Raw genomic sequence first — 18,522 nt, forward strand, 5'->3', positions numbered from 1 at the left:
CCTCCTCACTTGCCAAAGGCGACATCCCGCAAAAAGAGCGCGATCTGCGGGAAAAAGATCAACAGCACCGAGACCGACAGAAGCATGGCAATGAAGGGCGGTGTGCCTTTGACGACCTCGGCATAGGGGCGTTTGAACACCGCAATCGCCGTGAAAATATCGCAGCCGAAAGGCGGCGTGGCGCTGCCAATCGCGACCTGAAGCGTGATGATCGTACCCACCAGAACCGGATCCAGCCCGACCGACTGCACCACGGGGGCGAAAATCGGCACAAAGATCAGGATCACCACGATCGGGTCCACGAACATACAGCCGATGAAAAAAGCGATGGAGATGGTAAAGAGCACACCATACTGGCCCATCTCGTTGATGCCGATACTGCCCAACACCTGCTGCGGGATTTGCGCGAAGCTGATGACATAGGAAAACGCCGCCCCTGCCCCCACGAGGATAAAGACCACCGCCGTGATCAGCCCCGTCGATTTGGCCGTGGCGTAGAGCTGTTGGACACTCATCTCCCGAAAGATGCCCATTTCGAGCAGGAGCGCATAGAGCACACAGGCCGCCGCCGCTTCTGTCGGGGAAAAGATGCCGCCATAGATGCCGCCGACAATGATCACCGGAAAGCCCAGCGGCCAGAGCGCGCGCCGGATGGCACGGCCCCGCGCGGCCCATGTGGCCTTGGGCTCGGTCGGCACGTTGTTACGCACGGCATAGATGTAGGAATAGATCGAGAACAGCACGAGGATCAAAAGCCCCGGACCGATCCCTGCGATGAACAATTCGGAAATCGAAGTGCCGGACACCACGCCGTAGATGATCATGCCGATGGAGGGCGGGATCAGAAAGGCGATGTCGGAGGCGTTGACGATCAGCGCCAGCACGAAACTGTCCTTGTATCCCGCCTTGATCATCCGCGGACGCAGCGGCCCGCCGACCGCCACCACCGTGGCCTGTGTCGAGCCGGAGACCGCGCCGAAAAGTGTGCAGGCGGCGGCCGTTGTCACCGCAAGCCCGCCTTTGAGATGACCGACGAAACTCATGACGAGATCAATCAGACGGTTGGCCGACTGCCCGCGTGTCATGATGTCGGCAGCAAAGATAAACATGGGCACGGCGATCAGGCTGGCGGGCTGGATGCCTCCCAGAATTTGCTGCACCATCGTGTCCAACTGGCCGAAGCCCTTGAACAGGGTGACGAAACCGATGAGCGAGCCGGCGATCAGCGGGATCATCATCGGAAAGCCCAACAGGAGAAGCACGATCATGGTGCCGAAAATTGCGAGAGCCATGGCTCAGACCTCCTCTGCATCGTCGTTGGAATAGCCTTCCATGGTGCTCGTCGAGAGCCATATATCCTTGTGGATGCAGTTCTTGATCGCCGTGAGCGCATATTGCAGGCCGGTCAGGAAAAATCCCAAGGGCGCCCAGACAATGATCCACCAGACAGGGATTTGCAGCGCGGGCAAAAGGCGGCCACGCGCGGCCTGTGCCAGCACATAATCCACCGCATACCACGCCAGCATGAACATCGCCGCAGAGGTCACAACGGCAATCACCACCATCAGCACCTTGCGCATCGGCGGGTTGAGCGCATCGAAAAAGGCCGACATACGGATATGGCGACCGTGGCGCGCGGCATAGGAAATCCCCGCGAAAGTGATCAACACGATCAGCGCGCGATTGATTTCTTCGGAAAAGAACAGGCTTTGCCCGAAGACAAACCGCCCGACCACATTGGCCATTGTATTGAGCGCCATCAGCAACACGCCAAGCGCCAGAAGCACCGCCTCGATCCGCGCGACCCCGCCGTCGATCACACCGAGAATGCCGGGCAGACCGGACACATAGCTGGAATCGTCGATGTCTTCGTCAATGGGTGAGGCTGCCAGTGCAGTCAGGAGTTCAGGCTCCCCCGTCGGGGCGTCATCTTTGTCAGGCGTCACGAGCACATCCCTGTGTGATATTTTCGGGGAAACAGGTCACGACGCAGACAAACCGCAGCAGGCAAACGGCCCGACCCTTTCCGTATCGACCGCCGAAGCACAGGTTGCGCGGCCTGTGCTCCGGCGATGCGTTTATTGCGCCGCAGCCAGATCGGCTTTGAGCTGTTCAAGGATTGCTCCGGCCTGATCGCCACCGATCTTGAGGAATTCTTCCTCCACCGAAGCTGCCGTGGCCTTGAACGGCGCGCGCTGCTCCTCGGTCAGGGTGGTGATGGTCATGGACGGTTTGGCTTCCATCACCTTGGCCAGCGAGGCTTCGGTCAGCCCCTCCTGATAGGCGATGATATAGTCGAACGCCGCGTCAATCGCATTGGTGACCAAGGTCTTGTCCTCGTCCGACAGACCGTCAAAGAACTCCTTGTTCGCCATCACAGCGGTGGTGAAGTTGTTGTGACCCGTACGGGTGATGTGATCCGTCACCTCATACATTTTCGTCGACTCGATGTAGAAGGCGGGGTTTTCCTGCCCCTGAATGATGCCGGTCTGAAGCGCACCGTAGACCTCGCCCCACGGCAGCGGTGTCGGTGTGGCACCAAAGGCCTTGTAGCTCTCCACCAGAAGCGGGTTGGTCATCACGCGGAATTTCACCTCGCCGAGATCATCCGGCCCTGTGACCGCCTCTGTGGTGGTCATCATGACCTCGCCCTCGGGGAACATGGTCAGAAGCTCCAGCCCCTGCTCGGCATAGAGCGGCGGAAACATCTCGTTGATGGCTTTCGAGTTCTCGAAGAACGTCGCCAGCGTCGCCGTGTCCTGCGGCAGCAGATAGGGCACAAAGAACACCTGCGCCTCGGGGATCAGCGCGCCGGTAAAGCCCGGTGACTGGTCCACGAATTGCAAGATACCCGACTGGGTCTGCTCCATAATGCTGTCGGACTCGCCCAGCGTGCCGAACGGGAAAAGCTGGATTTCGTGATCGGAATTGGCTTCGATCTCTTCCTTGAACTTCTGGGCGAACTTGCCCTGAACCTCTTCCATCGCCTCTTCGAAAGCGTAGCGCCAAGTGTCGGCCACGGCGCTCCCCGTGCCAAGCAGCAAGGCCATGGCACTGGTGGCGAAGAACTTTTGATATGACATTAAACGTATCCCCTGTTGTCATGCCCGAAACCGCCCTCTCTTGGCGGCGGGCGTATTTTCATGCCGCTGATGTTTGCAACTCCCTGCAAACACGGCTCTCCCGAAACCTCCGGGGCTGGGGAATACAAGTCAATATTTATATTGAACCATGACAATTTGAGGCCAGCGGGGATGCGCCTGACAGGGGCTTGATGTCAAAATTCCGGCACAACTTTAGCGAGAGTGCGCAACGCACGCTCCAGATCACGCCGTCCCCCTGCCCCCAAACAGAGCCGCACAGCAGGGCGATGATCCGACACGGCGAATCCCGCGCCCGCCGCCACGGCGACATTCTGCTCCATCGCGCGGCGCATGAATGTGTCCTCCTCCATCTGGGGCGGCAGGTGCAGCCAGCGGTGCAGATTGTGCAATCCCCCCTCGCAACGCGGCCCCAGAATGGACTGCGCCAGACGGTTGCGCGCGGCCAGTTCGACGCGATGCGCGGCCAGAATCCTGTCCGCCGTGCCGCGCTCGATCCAGTCCCGCGCGATCTCCGCAATCAGCGGCGTGGCCATCCAAGAGGTCGAAAGATGGCGGCTGGTGACATGTTCGAACAACCCCTCCGGCATCACCAGAAACCCGAGCCTCAGCCCCGGCGAGAGGCATTTGGTCAGCCCTGTGAAATAGAACCCCTGTCGCGGAACAAGGCCGCAGATCGGCGGGGCGCGCCGTGCCGGCAAGGGGCCGAGCGGATCGCTCTCCAGCACCGTCAGACCGGTTTCAAGCGCCGCTTTCGCCAGAGCATCCCGCCGCGCCTTGTCCATAACACGGGGGTTGGGTCCGGCCCCTGCGGGCATGAGAAACACGGCTTTCATCTGACCGGCAGACTCTTCAGCCGCCGCCACCAGCGCCTCGGGGATCATCCCGCGCTCGTCACAGGCAATCCCTTGCAGTTGCAGGTTCAAAAGACGGGCCGACTGGATGAGCGTGTGGGTGGTCAGTCCCTCGGTGGCAATGATATCGCCGGGGATCAGCGCCGAGGACAGGGCGACAAACATCGCAGGCGTCACCCCGTTGGTGATCAGAACGCGCCGCTTGCCCACCACAAGCCCGCACCGCGCCAGCCACCCCGTCGCCATGTCGGCATAGCGTTCGGCAATCTGTTCGGGACGCAATTCGTGGATGATCTCCGGCCCCAGATGGCCCGACATACGCGACAGGCTCTCCGTCCACGCCTGTTCCATCTCCGGCAAGGCCACGGGTGTCATGATCGAGAGATCGAAACGGGGCAGCGCGGCGGCGGTGCTGTGCCACGGTGTCTCCAGAGTTTCCGGCGGCAGGGAATTGACGAATGTGCCCCGCCCGACCTCACCGACCACAAGATCGGCGCGGATCAGCTCCTCATAGGCGCGGCTCACGGTTTGCACAGAGACATCCAGTTCCCACGCCAGTTGCCGGTGCGTGGGCAGACGGTCGCCCGTGCGCAAATTGCCCGCGCTGATTGCCGCAGCAATCGCCTGCGCGAGACTGCGGTAAGCCGGACGGGTGATATCTTCGGGGGTCAGAGGCCAATGCGACATGGTGCAACACAAAACCCCGCACGCGCCGCTTTGTCCAGAGCACGGATGCACCTACCGCGGGGGCTCATCACTTGATCATACGCGCAAAACTCAGCGAGATATGACTGCGCCGCATATGCCCCACCGCATCAAGATCGCCCAACTTGAGCGCCTCCAGAATGTCACGCACTTCGCGCGCATAGACCTCGATCTCCTGCATCAGGTCGATCTTGGAGGCCGTCACCTGTTGCAGCCATATCCGCGCCGTGCGGAAATACAGCCGTTTGGACATGGTGCGCAGCGGCGTGTTGACAGTCAGTTCCAGCAAGGTCAGGAACATATCGCGGTCGAGCGTCGAAAAGGCCTTGGCCGATGGCGCGGTTTTGAGCGCCTCCGCGCGCGCCAGAAGCGCCTCGACCCGCGCGATATAGACAGCGTCCGGCGGTGCCACATCCAGAGAGGTCTGCAAAAGCACAAGCTCCTTGCGCAAGCGGTAGACCTGCGCCAGTTCCTCCATCTCGATATCGGTGACCATCGTGCCGACACCATGAACGGATGTCACCAGCCCCTCGTCCTCAAGCCGCGCCAGAACGCGGCGCAAGGGCGTGCGGGAAATGCCGAATTCCTCGGCCAGCTCCACCTCGGACAGTTTTTCCCCCGGCGGATATTCCAACAGGCAAATCCGGTTGCGGATGTCTGCGTGAATCCTGTCGAACCGGTCCCGCGCCGTCAGTGGACCGTCGCGGGTCTCCGTCACGTCATCGTCCACCATAGCTGTCTCCCAACCGTTCCAGCATGGCCATAGACTGACCAAGCTGATCGAGCGTAACATATTCGTCGGGCTTGTGGGCCTGGTCAATGGCTCCGGGCCCGCAAATCACTGCCGCCATGCCGATCTGCTGGAATAATCCCGCTTCTGTGGCAAAAGGCACAAGATCTGCGCGGTTTGCCCCCGTCAGGCAGAAGGCGAGATCCCGCGCGGCATTTTCCTCCATCGGCACAAGCCCCGCCACCTCGCCAATCACCTCGGTGGAAATCTCGGCCTGCTGTGCCACCTGCCGCATCTCCGGCAACAGCACATCCGCGACATAGCTGGCGATCTCGCGCCGGACAAAATCGTGATCCTCCCAGACCACAGGGCGCATTTCCCACTCCAGCACCGCCTTGCCCGCAATCACATTATGCGCGTGACCGCCCTTGAGCGCGCCGATGTTGAGCGTGGTATAGGGCGGATCAAACCGCGAGCCTTCGGGACAGCGCGCAATCAAGGCACGACGCAGTTCCAGAAGCCGGTTGATATAGCGCGCCGCATATTCCACCGCATTCACGCCTTTGTCCGGCACAGAGCCATGCCCTTCGGCCCCCGTAAATGTCACCGTATATTCGCAACATCCCTTGTGGCCTTCGATCACCTGCATATTGGTCGGCTCACCGATCAGCGCCATCGCCGGACGGACCTCGCGCCCGCGCAATACGTCAACGAGTGAGCGCGCGCCGAGACAGCCCACCTCTTCGTCATGGGTAAAGGCAAAATGGATCGGACGGGTGCGCGCCGCCTGCGTGAGCACATCGAGCTTGGCCAGACAGGTGGCGATAAAGCCCTTCATATCGCATGTGCCGCGCCCGTAGAGCCGCCCGTCGCGCTCGACCATCTCGAAGGGATCACTGCTCCACGGCTGATCCTCGACGGGCACCACATCCGTATGCCCCGACAGGACCAGCCCTCCGGAGCGATCAGGCCCAAGGGTCGCAAAGAGATTGGCCTTTTGCCCGCTTTGATCCTCCAAAACCTCAACCCGCGCACCGGCGGCCTCCAGCCGCTCCGCAATATAGGAAATCGCCCCCAGATTGCTCTGTGAGGACACACTCGGAAAGGCCACCAGATCGCCCAATATGTCACGGCAACGCGCAAGATCGGACATGGTCAGTCTTTCACATAGAGTTTGCGTGGCACGTTGCACAGGGTCTCCGCCGGACCGTCCTCGCGGATCAGGATGGTCTCGGTGGTCTCCATGCCCCAGCCGTCCATCCACAGCCCCGGCATGAAGTGAAACGTCATCCCCGGTTCCAGCACCGTCTCGTCAAAAGCCCGCAGCGACACCGTGTGTTCGCCCCAATCCGGCGGGTAGGACAGGCCCACCGCATAGCCGCAGCGGTTCGGGCGCTCGATCCCGACCTTGAGCAATTCCGCATCCAGCGCACGGGCGATGTCACAGGCGCGATTGCCCGCGCGGGCCACTTCGATCCCCGCGTTCAACCCTTCGGTCAGCGCCTCGGCCGCGTCCGTCATGAACCCCGGCGGCTTGCCGAAAAAGATCGTCCGGCACAAAGGCGCGTGATAGCGGCGGTAACAGCCCGACTGTTCGATAAACGTCGCCTCCCCGCTTTTGAGCGCCTCGCCGTTCCACGTCAGATGCGGCGCGGAGGCATCCGCCCCCGAGGGCAGGAGCGGTACAATCGCGGGATAATCTCCCCAACTGTCGTCCTCGCCCTGCACCGAGGTCTTGAACAGCTCGCCCACCAGATCGTGCTTGCGCATCCCCGGCTCGGCCAGCTCCATCGCGCGTTCGATCACAAGCTCCGAAATCCGTGCCGCGCGGCGCATAAAGCCCAGTTCTTCGGGCGATTTGACCAGCCGGTTCCAGTTCACCAATGTCGAGGCATCCACAAACACCGCCTCCGGCAGACCTTCCGCCAGAACGGCAAAGGCGCGGGCGGTGAAGTAATAGGTCTCCATCTCCACCCCGATCCGCTTGTCACCATAGCCCATGATCCGCAGATGCGAAGCAAGGTCTTCCATCGGGTGCATGTCGGTCGCCTGAATATAGCGGTCGGCATAGTGGAAAATCCGGTCATCCTCCATCCAGACCGTGCGCTTGGCCCCATTGGCGTCCTGCATCCGGCCCCACCAGATCGGGTCCTCCTCCAGAGACAGGATCACCCCCTGATGCACATAAAAGGACCAGCCGTCATAACCGGTCAGCCAGTTCTGGTTCGACGGGTTGGTGATGAACAGAACGTCAATTCCGGCCTGAACCATCGCCTCGCGGGTCAGCCGGATGCGTCTGTCATATTCGTCGCGGGAGAACGGGGCGTTTTCTATCGGCATGGCCTCACCTATTGTATACAACTATTGTTTTTATATCTGCGAAGGCCACAAATCCGGCATCAAACTTACGCCAAATTGCGACACAACCCTTGACTTACAGGTGATTCACTCTCCTGTTGTGCACATCATCTGGCGCGCCGCCTTCTGCCGCGTCAATAAAAATCAACAGGAGCCGCTGTGAAATTGCCCGCCCCCTGCCCGTCTGCCGCCTCTTTGATCGCCCACCACATGGCCGCGCAATTCGGGGATGCAAGCGGGATCATTTCGACGTAAGCCTGTCTCATGATCAAACTCGACGCCCGCGATTTCGACATTCTACGCGTTCTGGCCCGCGAGGGCAGAATCTCCAAATCTGCGCTGGCCGAAAAAATCGGCCTGTCGCCCACGCCCGCATGGGAACGGCTGAAGAAGCTGGAAAACGCCGGATTGATCGACGGCTACCGCGCGGAGATCAACCTGCGCAAACTGGGGCCTTCGGTCACGGTTTTTGTTGCCGCCGAACTGGCCGATCACACACAGGCCTCGTTTCAGACTTTTGAGGCCTCGCTTCAGGCGCATGAAGAAATCGTCGCCTGCTGGGCGCTGGGCGGCGGGTTCGACTACCTATTGCAGATCGTCACCCGCGACATTGACGCCTATCAACGTCTGATTGACACGCTGCTGGACGCCCGCATCGGCATCGCGCGCTATTTCACCTATATCGTCACCAAACAGGTCAAAGGGGGCGGCCCGCCGCCGCTGGGCCTGTTTATGGAAGACAACACATAGGACGAGCACCAAACAGTCCAAACGGACTGCGCCGCCGGAAAATTCAGACCGTTTTTCCGCTCAACGCAGTCAATTTGGTCTCCCCTTCTGTTCCCCGCTGCCAGACTGGCAGGGAAAGGAGGCCCGACATGCTCGACACAGCGATTTCCGCCCGAACCGACATCAAGGACAAACGCCTGTTGCGGGGGTTTGCCTATGTGAATGGCAAATGGACCTCCGGCGAGACGGGCGGGAGCTTTCCCGTCACCGATCCGGCCACGGGGGCGCATCTGGGCGATGTGGCGGCCCTGTCGCCCAAGCAGGCCACAGAATCCGTAGACTCCGCCCATGCGGCCTTTTCGGTCTGGGCGCATCTTCTGCCGCAGGAACGCGCCGCCGTCCTGCGCCGTTGGCACAGGCTGATCGTGGAGGCCAAAGAAGACCTCGCGCGGATCATGGTCTATGAACAGGGCAAACCCCTGTCAGAGGCACGCGGCGAGATCGACTATGCCGCCTCCTTTGTGGATTTCTACGCCGAAGAAGCTAAACGCCCGAATATCGAGGGCGTGACCTCCCACCTGCCCGATGCGGAAATGGAGCTCTGGTATGAGCCGATGGGGGTTGTGGCACTGGTCACACCGTGGAATTTCCCAGCCGCCATGCTGACACGCAAGGCCGCTGCAGCCCTCGCGGCAGGCTGCACTGTCGTCGCGCACCCGTCTCACGAGACGCCCTATTCGGCGCTGGCGCTGGCGGAACTGGCCGAACGCGCAGGCATGCCCGCAGGCGTGTTCAATGTCCTCACGGGGGACGCCCCGACCCTCGTCAAACCGTGGACCGAAGACCCCCGTGTGCGTGCCCTGTCCTTCACCGGCTCCACAGAGATCGGGCGGCTGCTCTATCGGCAATCCGCGAACACGGTGAAAAAGCTGGTGCTTGAACTGGGCGGCCATGCGCCGGTGATCGTGTTCAAAGGGGCCGATCTCGACCGCGCTGTGGAGGAGGTCATTAAAGCGAAATTTGCCACCTCAGGTCAGGATTGCCTCGGCGCGAACCGCATCTATGTCGAACGTCCCGTCTATGCGGCCTTCTGCGCGCGGTTCATTGAGGCCACCAAGGCGCTGCGCCTCGGGGCTGGCATCGAAGATCCGGACATCGGTCCGCTGATGAACGCCGCCGCCATCACCAAGCAGCAAGAGCATGTCGCAGATGCGTTGGCGAAAGGTGCGACGCTGGCCTGTGGTGGGGCGGTCTCCGGTCTGGGGCCATTGTTCTATGAGCCGACCGCGCTCACCGATGTGCCCGATGAGGCGAAGATCATGCGGGAGGAGGTCTTCGGTCCCGTCGCGCCCATCACACCGTTCGACCATGAGGACGAGGTCATCGCCCGCGCCAATGACAGCGAATATGGTCTCATCGCCTATGTCCACTCCCACGACCCGCGCCGCATCTACCGCCTGTCGCGCGCCCTGCAATACGGCATGGTCGCGGTGAACCGCACACAGGTCACCGGCGCGCCGATCCCCTTTGGGGGGGTCAAGCAATCGGGTCTGGGCCGCGAGGGCGCAGGCATGGGGATGCGCGAATTCATGGATGTAAAATACATCTGCCGCGACTGGGCCTGAGGTTCGAAAAAATGCCCGACAGATGTCCGACAGAAATCCGACACACAGCCGACAAGGAAAATTGCAAATGTTGACGAATGACCAGCTCTCGAAATGGGACCGCGAAAACTTCTTTCACCCCTCCACCCATCTGGCGCAGCACGCGCGCGGGGAGACTCCGAGCCGTGTCATCAAGACCGCGCATGGCGTGCATATTGTCGATCGCGACGGCGCCGAATTGCTGGACGCTTTCGCCGGTCTTTACTGTGTCAACGTGGGCTACGGACGTCAGGAAATCGCAGAAGCCATCGCGGATCAGGCCCGCGAACTGGCCTATTACCATTCCTATGTCGGGCATGGCACAGAGGCCTCGATCACACTGGCGAAAATGGTTCTGGACCGTGCGCCGGATCATATGTCCAAGGTCTATTTCGGCCAGTCCGGATCGGATGCCAACGAGACCAATATCAAACTAATCTGGTATTATAACAATATCTTGGGCCGTCCCGAGAAAAAGAAAATCATCTCCCGCCATCGCGGCTATCACGGCTCCGGATTGATGACCGGATCGCTCACGGGGCTTGAGGCTTTCCAGAAGAAATTCGACCTGCCGCTGGATCGGGTTCTTCACACCGAAGCACCCTACTATTTCCGCCGCGATGATCTGGAGATGTCCGAAGAGGCCTTTGTCGCCGATTGCGTGTCCAAGCTCGAAGCCCTGATCGAAGCCGAGGGCGCAGACACCATCGCCGCCTTTATCGGCGAGCCGGTTCTGGGCACCGGAGGCATCGTGCCACCGCCTGCGGGCTATTGGGAGGCGATCCAGAAGGTCTTGAACAAACACGATATTCTTCTGGTGGCCGACGAGGTTGTCACCGGTTTCGGACGTCTGGGCACCATGTTCGGCTCGGAGCATTACGGCCTGAAACCCGACCTCATCACCATCGCCAAGGGCCTCACTTCCGCCTATGCGCCGCTGTCAGGCTCCATCGTGTCGGAGAAGATGTGGAAGGTGTTGGAACAGGGCACCGATGAAAACGGTCCCATCGGTCACGGCTGGACCTATTCCGCGCACCCCATCGGTGCGGCGGCAGGCGTTGCCAACCTCAAAATGCTGGACGACCTCAAACTGATCGAGAACGCAGGCAACGTCGGAAAATACTTCAACGACGCCATGAAAGACGCCTTGGGCGATCATCCCAATGTCGGCGACATCCGCGGCGAAGGCATGATGTGCGCTGTGGAATTTGTGAAAGACTGCGACAGCCGGACCTTCTTCGATCCGGATGACAAAACCGGCTATGCGCTGGCCGCCGCCCTTCTCTCCAACGGGGTGATCGGACGCGCCATGCCACAGGGCGACATCCTCGGCTTCGCACCGCCCTTCTGCCTGACGACACAGGAGGCAGACATTGTGGTTGATGCCACAGCAAAGGCCGTAAAATCCGTTCTCGGCTAAGCGTTTTGGGACGCAAGGAGAGCAAGCGGGAAATCCGGCATGCTCTCCAATCCCCTCAGGACAGGACACCTTCAAGTCCTCTGAGAAGGCAACGAAATCAAAGAGATCAATCTTCCGGCGGATCGCCTTTGCCCTTTTTCAACGCTTCAAAACCGATAATCACATCAAGCAATTCCGTGGTGATCTGATCCTGACGCACGGTGCGCGTTTCCGAGGCAAGCTCTTCCAGTTTTTCATCCACCGACCTTTCCGCCTGCTGCATGAGCGCCAGCCGCGCGGCGTTTTCGGTCATCAGCGCCTCGGCAATGGCACGAAACAGGGTGGCAAAGAGGTGATTGCGCACCAAGGCCCGAAACAGATCATTGGCCGGCATGGAAAAATACGGCCTGCTGCGCGATTTCCACGGCTTGGCGGCCAGCTCGTCCAGAACCGCCTGATCAAGCGGCAGCAAAGGGACGATAAGTGCGCGCTGCCCCGCCGCGCCATCCCGCGCCACATAGGCCAGCGAGACCGCCAGATCCTGTGGCTCGGCGCGTTTGCGGATCGTTTCCAGCCGCTGTGTGAGCAGATTGGCCAGACGCCCGACCCCGTCCACGGACGCCGCCGGAAAGAATGTTTCCTCAATGGCGATATGCTGGTCTGTCAGAGCATCCGCCATCTGCGCACCGACACAGAGGACCATCGGCGGGCCGTCCTCACTCTGTGGCAGGTGACCGGCAACATGATCCGCAAGCGCCTCATTGTAATTGCCGCACAGCCCGTGATCCGAACCGAAGACGATCAAGACCTGCACAGGATGATCGCTTGCGGGCGTCTCGATCGGGCCGAAATGCGTCACAAAAGCATGCAAACCGTCCAGAACCGTGTCGTGATAGGTCTCGATAGCTTTGGCCGCCTGCTCATAGGGGGCCGAATTGATCACAGACAGGGTCTTCATCGTATGAACAACGCTCCGGATGCCCTGCATACTCGTCGTGCGGCGGCTCAGGATTTCAAGCGTCTGGGCCATTTGAAACTCCCGACTGCGCAAGCCCCTGTTGGACCAGAGCCACCATCCGCGCACGGTCATCGTCGGACAGCGGTTCATTTCGGGCAACACGTTCGGCAATATCTCCGAGATCGCGCAGCACCGGCGTCCGAAGCCCCGCCATGACACGCGCCGTTTCCGCCTCGCCCAACCCGTCGAAATGCCCCTCCATCGCGGCCACAAGAACCGCCAGTTGTTCAACGGCGGGAACGGGATCGCGCTCCGGTTGACGTAATGCCGCCCGCACAGCCGCACCGCGCGTCAGCCGTGCACGTGTGGCCTCGTCCAGACGTGTGCCGAAACGGGCGAAATCCTCCAGCTCCTCAAACTGGGACAAGGTCACACGCAGGTTGCCCGCCACGGAGCGGAAGGCCTTGCTTTGCGCCTTGCCGCCAACCCGCGACACAGAGACGCCCAGATCCACCGCAGGGAACTGGTTTTTGCGCACGAGGCGCGGCGACAGGTAGATCTGCCCATCGGTGATCGAAATCAGGTTGGTCGGGATATAGGCCGCGAGGTTTTCCGCCTGTGTTTCGACCACGGGCAACACGGTCACAGACCCGCCGCCCGCATGTGTCGTGAACTGCCCTGCCCGTTCCAGCAACCGCGCATGGATGTAGAAAATATCCCCCGGAAAGGCTTCACGCCCCGGAGGGCGTCTGAGCAAAAGCGACAACTCGCGATAGGAGCGCGCGTGATGCGTCAAGTCATCCAGCACCACCAGCACGTCCTTGGCCTGCCCCGCGAAATACTCGGCCATGGTCATCGCCGCATAGGGGGCCACATAGGCCAGTCCGGCGGCGTCCTCGTCGCCCGCAGCGATCACAATGCTGCGCTCCATCATCCCGCCCTCGCGCAAAGCGCCGATCACCTTGGCCACGGCATCGCCGCGCTGGCCGATGGCGCAGTAGATGCAGAGCACGCCTGTCTCTTTCTGGTTTAGGATCGTATCCACTGCCAGCGATGTCTTGCCGGTCTGCCGGTCGCCGATGATCAACTCGCGCTGCCCGAGCCCGACCGGCACAGCGGCATCGATGGTCTTGATCCCCGTCTGAAGCGGGCGCGTGATGGCGAGGCGGTCGAGAATTTGCGGAGCCTCCGCCTCGACCGGTCGCTCGGCCTCGGTCTTCACCGGACCTTTGGCATCCCTCGGATTGCCAAGCGCATCCACAACGCGCCCCAAGAGAGCCGTTCCGACCTTGGTGCTGACAACCTTGTGCGAGCGCGTGACGCTTTCCCCGACGGTGACACGGTCGCCGGAACCGAGCAGGACAACGCCAAGCCGCCCCGGTTCCAGATCGAGAACAATGCCCTGCACACCGCTGGCAAAATGCAGCAACTCCTCCGACAGGGCGCGTTCCAGCCCGCTCACAATGGCAATCCCGTCCGCCACCTCCGCCACATGCCCGATCTCGCTCAGACGGGGCGCGGGGGACGGGGCGGAGACGATTGCATCGACCAGAGCTTGCGGGTCTGTATTCGGGATGGGGGTTGCATCTGTCATTTCTGAGCCACCTTCAAATCAACACCCGCGGTCAATTGCGCGTCCATCACATCGCCCAGACTGTCGATATAGCCGTCCACCGTCCAATCAAGCTGCGCACCGCCGATGCGCAACAGCAGGCCCGGAGATTGCGCTGCATCCGTTTCAAACCGGACCGACACCGCCGGAAACACCTCTTGCAGACTGTGCAACAGATCGGTGCGCGCCGCCTCCGGCAAGGCCTCTCTACTGGTGATCACGGCTTCGGTGCTCTTGCCCGCCGCGTCGCGCAGATCACCGGCCATCGGCTCGATCCTTCGGGCAAGGTGCTGGGCGATGCGGCCTTCCAGCGTGTCATCGGCCAGATCCTTTAACGCCTTGCGGGTCAGAGACAGCAAAGCCCCGCCCCCTGCGCGTTGCAGCCTTGCCGCATATTTGTGTTTCTCCTCATCGAGATGCGCCAGCCAGTCGATGCGCTCCTGCTCCAGCCGCTTGTGCGTTTCAGCCAGAAGCGCATCGCGTTGGGCCTCGGCCTGTTTGCGCACGGTCTCTGCGATGTCTGCCTGTTGCGCATGCAGCGCCCTGACCTGATCCAGATGCTCCTGCTCGGCCGCCTGCGCCTTTTCCTTGGCGCGCACAGCCTCTTGCATCCGGTTGGTAATCTCCGCCTCGCGGGCGTCGATTCCGTCCAGAATGGGACGGTATAAAAACCGCCTTAACAGCAGGACCAGAACCAGAAAATTGGCGATCTGGGCCGCAACCGTGATCCAGTCAATAGACATGTATCAGCTTCCTGTCGCCTGCGCCGCAGCCACCGCAGCCGTCCAGAACGGATTGGCAAAAATCAGGATCATCGCGACGACGAAACAATAGATGGCCGTGGATTCAATCATGGCCAGACTGACGAACAAGGTCCGCGAGATGGTCGAGGAGGCGTCGGGCTGCTGCGCGATGGCGCCAAGAGCGGTGGCCGCCGCACGCCCTTCGCCCAAAGCAGGGCCGATGGCGCCGAATGAGACGGTCAGCCCTGCGGTGAAGATCGAAATTGCTGCGATAATACCAAGGTCTGTCATGGGGTTTCCTTTTCAGGTTGAGACGTGCCCGGAGAAGCTGTCGCGCTGGAGATGTAAACCGTGGCGAGGATTGCGAAGATATAGGCCTGTATCATGCCGGTGAGCAGACCCAGAACATCCATCACGACGGGGAAGAAGAACGGCGCGACGCTAAGCAGGATGGCGGCAATGACCGCGCCGCTCATGATGTTGCCGTAAAGCCGGATGGCCAGAGAAATGCCGCGCGAGAACTCGGAGATGATGTTGAACGGCAGCATGATGAAAGAAGGTTCGAGATAGGTCTTCAGATAGCCGCCAAGCCCCCGACTGGTGATGCCGAACAGAGGCACGGCGACAAGCACCGACAGCGCCAGCGCGGTTGTGGTTGACAGCGAGGCGGTGGGTGGCTCGAACCCCGGCACAACCAGCAACAGGTTCGACATGGCCACAAAGAGAAACAGCGTCCCTGCGTAATAGAGCAGATAGCGGGTCGGCCCCTGCGCGACTTCTTGGATCTGGCCTTGGATGCCCTGCACAATCACCTCCAAGGTGGTGCGCCAGCGGCTCGGCGGCACATCCGCCCGCAGCCTGCGCGTGATGAGATAAGAGGTCACGGTCAGCAAGGCCATGACGACCCATGTGTAGAATATCGTGGCATTGACGGGGATGCCCCATACCTCGAAGATCACGGTCTGGTCCGGTGAAAGGTTCATGTTGTCTCTCCCGCAGGCACGCCCGCACGCGCAAGTACCACCGCGATGGTGCGCGCGACGAGAAACATCAGGGCAAACCCAGCCAAGGCGAAAGCCCCCAGAATTGTGACCACCGCCCAGCCGATCCCCAACAGCGCCGCGATCCGCACCGCAGAACTCAGCATCAGAATGAGAACGGGGCGCTCCTGTCGCAACGCCAGCCGCATCCCGATCCCGAGACCCGCGAAAAACAACAGCGATGTGACCGCGCCAATGCCCAGTCCGGCCAAGACCGCGCTCCACTCTATGTTGAACATTGCCATATCGATCATTTGTCGCCTCCTTCCTTGCTGACCCAAGACGCCGCGATGAAAGCGCCGAGCACGACGCCTCCGAGGATCAGCGCGATGGTCCATGAAAACCCCTGTGGCGCGGCCTCATCAAGCCAGAGCCCCAGAAACGCACCCCCGACCGTCGGCACGGCGATGGACCAGCCGATCATGCCAAAGGTGCCAATGCCGCGCAGAGGGCTCGGCCCCGGATGGTCGCGGGCGGATTTCAACCGTTTGGCGTGACGGGCGATGTCTTCCGCCGATTTGTCGGGTTTGCGTGTCATAGCTGCGGCTTTCGTAATTCGGCGAAGCGACGGACCACATCGGCTTCCAGACGCGAGAACGCCGAACGTGCCTGTCGTTCCTCGTCATCCATCTCGATGAATTTGGCCTTCACCGTATCGTTCAACGTGCCGAGATCATCCCCGCGCACGCCGCGCAAAACGGCTGCGACAACGCGGTGGCCCTTTTTCACCAAAAGCCCCTCATCGACACCGAAAATCTCCTCCGTCCCGTCCGCCATGCGCAGCGTCATGACCGAGGGCACCAGAGCGGTGACAAAGTCGACATGGTTCGGCAAGATGCCGAACCCCCCGTTCTCGGCCACGGCGGTCAGTCGGGTCGCGCGCCCTTCGAACAGGGTCTCGGTGGGCAGGCGCAGAGAGACGCTCATATCTTCGGCCATACTCATGCGTTTGCCTCCAGATCTTGCAGCGATCCGATCATGTAATAGGCACTTTCGGGATGATCGAACTCCGTCTGCGAAAGGATCGTCTCGCATCCGTCCAGCGTCTCGTCGATGGACACCAACTTTCCCGACATGCCGGAGAAAGATTCCGTTGTGAAAAACGGCTGGGTGAGGAATCGCTCCAGACGGCGCGCGCGGGCCACGGTGGCGCGATCTGCCGAGGACAGTTCCTCCAACCCAAGCATCGCGATGATGTCGCGCAACTCCTCATACTCCGCCAAAGTCCGCCGGACCTCTCGCGCGATGTCGTAATGACGTTGCCCGACCACCGAGGGGGTCAGCATGACAGAGGCCGAGGCCAGAGGGTCAACCGCAGGGTAAAGCCCTTCGCTCGCACGTTTGCGCGAGAGCACCACCGAGGCCGACAGATGCGAAAAGATATGCGCTGCTGCCGGATCTGTGAAATCATCGGCGGGCACATAGACTGCCTGAATGGAGGTGATCGCGCCGCGATCCGTGGAGGTGATGCGTTCCTCCAATCCCGCCAGTTCCGTGGCAAGCGTCGGTTGATACCCGACCCGCGAGGGCATCCGCCCCATCAGCCCCGACACTTCGGAGCCGGCCTGCACAAAGCGGAAGATATTGTCGATCAGCAGCAGAACATCCTGCCCTTTGTCGTCGCGGAAATATTCCGCCATGGTCAAGGCGGTATTGCCGACCAGAAAGCGCACGCCGGGGGCCTCGTTCATCTGTCCGAAAAGCATCACCGTATTGTCCCGCACACCGGCCTCGCCCATTTCGCGGTAAAGCTCCTCCGCTTCCCGCGAGCGCTCGCCAATACCGCAAAACAGGCTCACGCCCTTGTGGTGCTGGACCGTGTTGTTGATCAACTCGGTGATCAACACGGTCTTGCCGACACCGGCCCCGCCGAACAATCCGGTTTTGCCCCCGCGTTCAATGGGGGACAGAAGATCAATCGCCTTGATGCCGGTTTCGAGGATTTGGGAATGGAGCACCCGCTCGGTGAGCTTGGGCGGCTCCTGATGGATGGAGCGCCGCGCCACCGCCTGCGGCACCGGACCGCCATCAATCGGCGCGCCGAAGACGTCCAGCATCCGGCCAAGAACGCCCTCGCCCACAGGCACCATGATCGGCCCGCCCGTGGCCTTGACCGTCATTCCGAGACCCAATCCCCGCACGGGCGCCAGCGCGATGGCGCGCACAAGCCCCTGTCCGATGAGCGCGGAGACTTCCAGAGCCACATCGCCTGCGTAGAGAAGATCGTGAATATTCGGGACCGCCCCATCAAAGTGCACATCAACGACGCCACCGCGAATGGCCGCGATATGGCCCTCTGTCGCGATGGGGGCTTTGGTATCCGTGTCCGTGCTCATGACTTCACTCCGATGCCTGCGAACAAACCGCCAGTCATGAGGCCACCAACCGGCGACACCCGTCCGGTCCTTCGGGATGCTCTTTCTCGCGTCGCCTCAGGCGACACCGGCTCAGACACATTCATCATCGTATTCCATAGATAATCGTTGATATGCCTATGGGCATACGCAGCCGCGCAAAGCGCTGATCACTTGGAACCCGACCGCCGCACCAGCCTCCGTGACGCGGGACTCATTCACAGCACGCTTCTCGCTACGCAGACGCTAGGCCTCCGCACCGGCACAAGAATTGACACAGATCATTGAAATGGAAG

Annotated in this window: 20 protein-coding genes; 3 read left to right on the plus strand and 17 right to left on the minus strand. The window is 61.1% G+C overall.

Translation table 11 applies throughout. The features are described 5' to 3' along the window. Nucleotides 1-5 precede the first annotated feature (5 nt). The 8 genes from KO492_RS12935 to KO492_RS18820 all read right to left on the minus strand — a co-directional run bounded on the left by KO492_RS12935 (nt 6) and on the right by KO492_RS18820 (nt 8,014). Nucleotides 6-1,292, minus strand: coding sequence for a TRAP transporter large permease (locus KO492_RS12935; protein WP_216045343.1), 1,287 nt, complete (start codon nt 1,290-1,292; stop codon nt 6-8). 3 nt (nt 1,293-1,295) lie between these two features. Beyond that, nucleotides 1,296-1,892, minus strand: a complete 597-nt coding sequence (locus tag KO492_RS12940; RefSeq protein WP_252735562.1) for a TRAP transporter small permease — start codon at nt 1,890-1,892, stop codon at nt 1,296-1,298. A gap of 186 nt (nt 1,893-2,078) precedes the next feature. Further along, the gene (gene dctP, locus KO492_RS12945) at nt 2,079-3,083 is read right to left on the minus strand and encodes a TRAP transporter substrate-binding protein DctP (RefSeq protein ID WP_216045344.1); all 1,005 of its coding nucleotides are present in this window, start codon (nt 3,081-3,083) and stop codon (nt 2,079-2,081) included. 194 nt (nt 3,084-3,277) lie between these two features. Next, complete coding sequence (locus KO492_RS12950) at nt 3,278-4,642, minus strand: PLP-dependent aminotransferase family protein (RefSeq protein ID WP_216045345.1); 1,365 nt, start codon at nt 4,640-4,642, stop codon at nt 3,278-3,280. Nucleotides 4,643-4,709: 67 nt separating this feature from the next. Then, the gene (locus tag KO492_RS12955; protein ID WP_216045346.1) at nt 4,710-5,393 is read right to left on the minus strand and encodes a GntR family transcriptional regulator; all 684 of its coding nucleotides are present in this window, start codon (nt 5,391-5,393) and stop codon (nt 4,710-4,712) included. Next, nucleotides 5,380-6,543, minus strand: a complete 1,164-nt coding sequence (gene argE / locus KO492_RS12960; RefSeq protein WP_216045347.1) for an acetylornithine deacetylase — start codon at nt 6,541-6,543, stop codon at nt 5,380-5,382. The genes KO492_RS12955 and argE overlap by 14 nt, the downstream gene beginning before the upstream one ends. Before the next feature lie 2 nt (nt 6,544-6,545). Further along, the gene (locus KO492_RS12965; protein WP_216045348.1) at nt 6,546-7,730 is read right to left on the minus strand and encodes a M24 family metallopeptidase; all 1,185 of its coding nucleotides are present in this window, start codon (nt 7,728-7,730) and stop codon (nt 6,546-6,548) included. 152 nt (nt 7,731-7,882) lie between these two features. Further along, complete coding sequence (locus KO492_RS18820; protein WP_289847587.1) at nt 7,883-8,014, minus strand: hypothetical protein; 132 nt, start codon at nt 8,012-8,014, stop codon at nt 7,883-7,885. Nucleotide 8,015: 1 nt separating this feature from the next. On the opposite strand from KO492_RS18820, the gene KO492_RS12970 reads away from it, so the two are divergent. The 3 genes from KO492_RS12970 to KO492_RS12980 all read left to right on the plus strand — a co-directional run bounded on the left by KO492_RS12970 (nt 8,016) and on the right by KO492_RS12980 (nt 11,540). Continuing rightward, nucleotides 8,016-8,498 carry an Lrp/AsnC family transcriptional regulator gene (locus KO492_RS12970; protein WP_216045920.1) on the plus strand — a complete coding sequence of 161 codons (483 nt, stop codon included), beginning with the start codon at nt 8,016-8,018 and terminating at the stop codon, nt 8,496-8,498. 128 nt (nt 8,499-8,626) lie between these two features. After that, entirely contained in the window at nt 8,627-10,102 is a 1,476-nt protein-coding gene (locus KO492_RS12975; RefSeq protein WP_216045349.1) for an NAD-dependent succinate-semialdehyde dehydrogenase, read from the plus strand. Between the two features lie 67 nt (nt 10,103-10,169). Further along, nucleotides 10,170-11,540 (plus strand): aspartate aminotransferase family protein, encoded by a 1,371-nt coding sequence (locus KO492_RS12980; RefSeq protein WP_216045350.1) that lies wholly within the window; start codon nt 10,170-10,172, stop codon nt 11,538-11,540. A 106-nt stretch (nt 11,541-11,646) separates the two neighbouring features. On the opposite strand, the gene KO492_RS12985 is transcribed toward KO492_RS12980, so the two are convergent. Genes KO492_RS12985 through atpD form a run of 9 tightly spaced genes read right to left on the minus strand, consistent with a single transcriptional unit; the run spans nt 11,647 to nt 18,208 of the window. Beyond that, a complete protein-coding gene (locus KO492_RS12985) occupies nt 11,647-12,549 on the minus strand; it encodes a F0F1 ATP synthase subunit gamma (RefSeq protein ID WP_216045351.1) in 903 nt (300 codons plus the stop codon). Beyond that, nucleotides 12,533-14,071: a F0F1 ATP synthase subunit alpha gene (locus tag KO492_RS12990; protein WP_216045352.1), complete on the minus strand. Its 1,539-nt coding sequence runs from the start codon at nt 14,069-14,071 to the stop codon at nt 12,533-12,535. The genes KO492_RS12985 and KO492_RS12990 overlap by 17 nt, the downstream gene beginning before the upstream one ends. After that, entirely contained in the window at nt 14,068-14,832 is a 765-nt protein-coding gene (locus tag KO492_RS12995) for a F0F1 ATP synthase subunit delta (RefSeq protein ID WP_216045353.1), read from the minus strand. The genes KO492_RS12990 and KO492_RS12995 overlap by 4 nt, the downstream gene beginning before the upstream one ends. A gap of 3 nt (nt 14,833-14,835) precedes the next feature. After that, on the minus strand, nt 14,836-15,123 hold the full coding sequence (locus KO492_RS13000) for a F0F1 ATP synthase subunit C (RefSeq protein ID WP_066608014.1): 288 nt from the start codon (nt 15,121-15,123) through the stop codon (nt 14,836-14,838). Beyond that, nucleotides 15,120-15,815, minus strand: coding sequence for a F0F1 ATP synthase subunit A (locus KO492_RS13005; protein WP_216045354.1), 696 nt, complete (start codon nt 15,813-15,815; stop codon nt 15,120-15,122). The genes KO492_RS13000 and KO492_RS13005 overlap by 4 nt, the downstream gene beginning before the upstream one ends. Next, nucleotides 15,812-16,126, minus strand: coding sequence for an ATP synthase subunit AtpR (locus KO492_RS13010; protein WP_216045355.1), 315 nt, complete (start codon nt 16,124-16,126; stop codon nt 15,812-15,814). Before KO492_RS13010 ends, KO492_RS13005 begins: the two co-directional genes overlap by 4 nt. Continuing rightward, nucleotides 16,123-16,410 carry an AtpZ/AtpI family protein gene (locus KO492_RS13015; RefSeq protein ID WP_066608005.1) on the minus strand — a complete coding sequence of 96 codons (288 nt, stop codon included), beginning with the start codon at nt 16,408-16,410 and terminating at the stop codon, nt 16,123-16,125. The genes KO492_RS13010 and KO492_RS13015 overlap by 4 nt, the downstream gene beginning before the upstream one ends. Then, complete coding sequence (locus tag KO492_RS13020; protein WP_216045356.1) at nt 16,407-16,817, minus strand: ATPase; 411 nt, start codon at nt 16,815-16,817, stop codon at nt 16,407-16,409. Before KO492_RS13020 ends, KO492_RS13015 begins: the two co-directional genes overlap by 4 nt. Beyond that, nucleotides 16,814-18,208 carry a F0F1 ATP synthase subunit beta gene (atpD, locus tag KO492_RS13025; protein ID WP_216045357.1) on the minus strand — a complete coding sequence of 465 codons (1,395 nt, stop codon included), beginning with the start codon at nt 18,206-18,208 and terminating at the stop codon, nt 16,814-16,816. Before atpD ends, KO492_RS13020 begins: the two co-directional genes overlap by 4 nt. Between the last annotated feature and the right edge of the window lie 314 nt (nt 18,209-18,522).

Source organism: Celeribacter halophilus (assembly GCF_018860305.1).
Taxonomy (GTDB): Bacteria; Pseudomonadota; Alphaproteobacteria; order Rhodobacterales; family Rhodobacteraceae; genus Celeribacter; species Celeribacter halophilus_A.

Excerpts from the sequence above, each read along its gene's own strand:
- KO492_RS12935 (WP_216045343.1), bottom strand. The coding sequence starts at position 1,292 with ATGGCTCTCGCAATTTTCGGCACCATGATCGTGCTTCTCCTGTTGGGC.
- dctP (WP_216045344.1), bottom strand. The coding sequence starts at position 3,083 with ATGTCATATCAAAAGTTCTTCGCCACCAGTGCCATGGCCTTGCTGCTT.
- KO492_RS12950 (WP_216045345.1), bottom strand. The coding sequence starts at position 4,642 with ATGTCGCATTGGCCTCTGACCCCCGAAGATATCACCCGTCCGGCTTAC.
- KO492_RS12955 (WP_216045346.1), bottom strand. The coding sequence starts at position 5,393 with ATGGTGGACGATGACGTGACGGAGACCCGCGACGGTCCACTGACGGCG.
- argE (WP_216045347.1), bottom strand. The coding sequence starts at position 6,543 with ATGTCCGATCTTGCGCGTTGCCGTGACATATTGGGCGATCTGGTGGCC.
- KO492_RS12965 (WP_216045348.1), bottom strand. The coding sequence starts at position 7,730 with ATGCCGATAGAAAACGCCCCGTTCTCCCGCGACGAATATGACAGACGC.
- KO492_RS18820 (WP_289847587.1), bottom strand. The coding sequence starts at position 8,014 with ATGAGACAGGCTTACGTCGAAATGATCCCGCTTGCATCCCCGAATTGC.
- KO492_RS12975 (WP_216045349.1), top strand. The coding sequence starts at position 8,627 with ATGCTCGACACAGCGATTTCCGCCCGAACCGACATCAAGGACAAACGC.
- KO492_RS12980 (WP_216045350.1), top strand. The coding sequence starts at position 10,170 with ATGTTGACGAATGACCAGCTCTCGAAATGGGACCGCGAAAACTTCTTT.
- KO492_RS12985 (WP_216045351.1), bottom strand. The coding sequence starts at position 12,549 with ATGGCCCAGACGCTTGAAATCCTGAGCCGCCGCACGACGAGTATGCAG.
- KO492_RS12990 (WP_216045352.1), bottom strand. The coding sequence starts at position 14,071 with ATGACAGATGCAACCCCCATCCCGAATACAGACCCGCAAGCTCTGGTC.
- KO492_RS12995 (WP_216045353.1), bottom strand. The coding sequence starts at position 14,832 with ATGTCTATTGACTGGATCACGGTTGCGGCCCAGATCGCCAATTTTCTG.
- KO492_RS13000 (WP_066608014.1), bottom strand. The coding sequence starts at position 15,123 with ATGACAGACCTTGGTATTATCGCAGCAATTTCGATCTTCACCGCAGGG.
- KO492_RS13005 (WP_216045354.1), bottom strand. The coding sequence starts at position 15,815 with ATGAACCTTTCACCGGACCAGACCGTGATCTTCGAGGTATGGGGCATC.
- KO492_RS13010 (WP_216045355.1), bottom strand. The coding sequence starts at position 16,126 with ATGATCGATATGGCAATGTTCAACATAGAGTGGAGCGCGGTCTTGGCC.
- KO492_RS13015 (WP_066608005.1), bottom strand. The coding sequence starts at position 16,410 with ATGACACGCAAACCCGACAAATCGGCGGAAGACATCGCCCGTCACGCC.
- KO492_RS13020 (WP_216045356.1), bottom strand. The coding sequence starts at position 16,817 with ATGAGTATGGCCGAAGATATGAGCGTCTCTCTGCGCCTGCCCACCGAG.
- atpD (WP_216045357.1), bottom strand. The coding sequence starts at position 18,208 with ATGAGCACGGACACGGATACCAAAGCCCCCATCGCGACAGAGGGCCAT.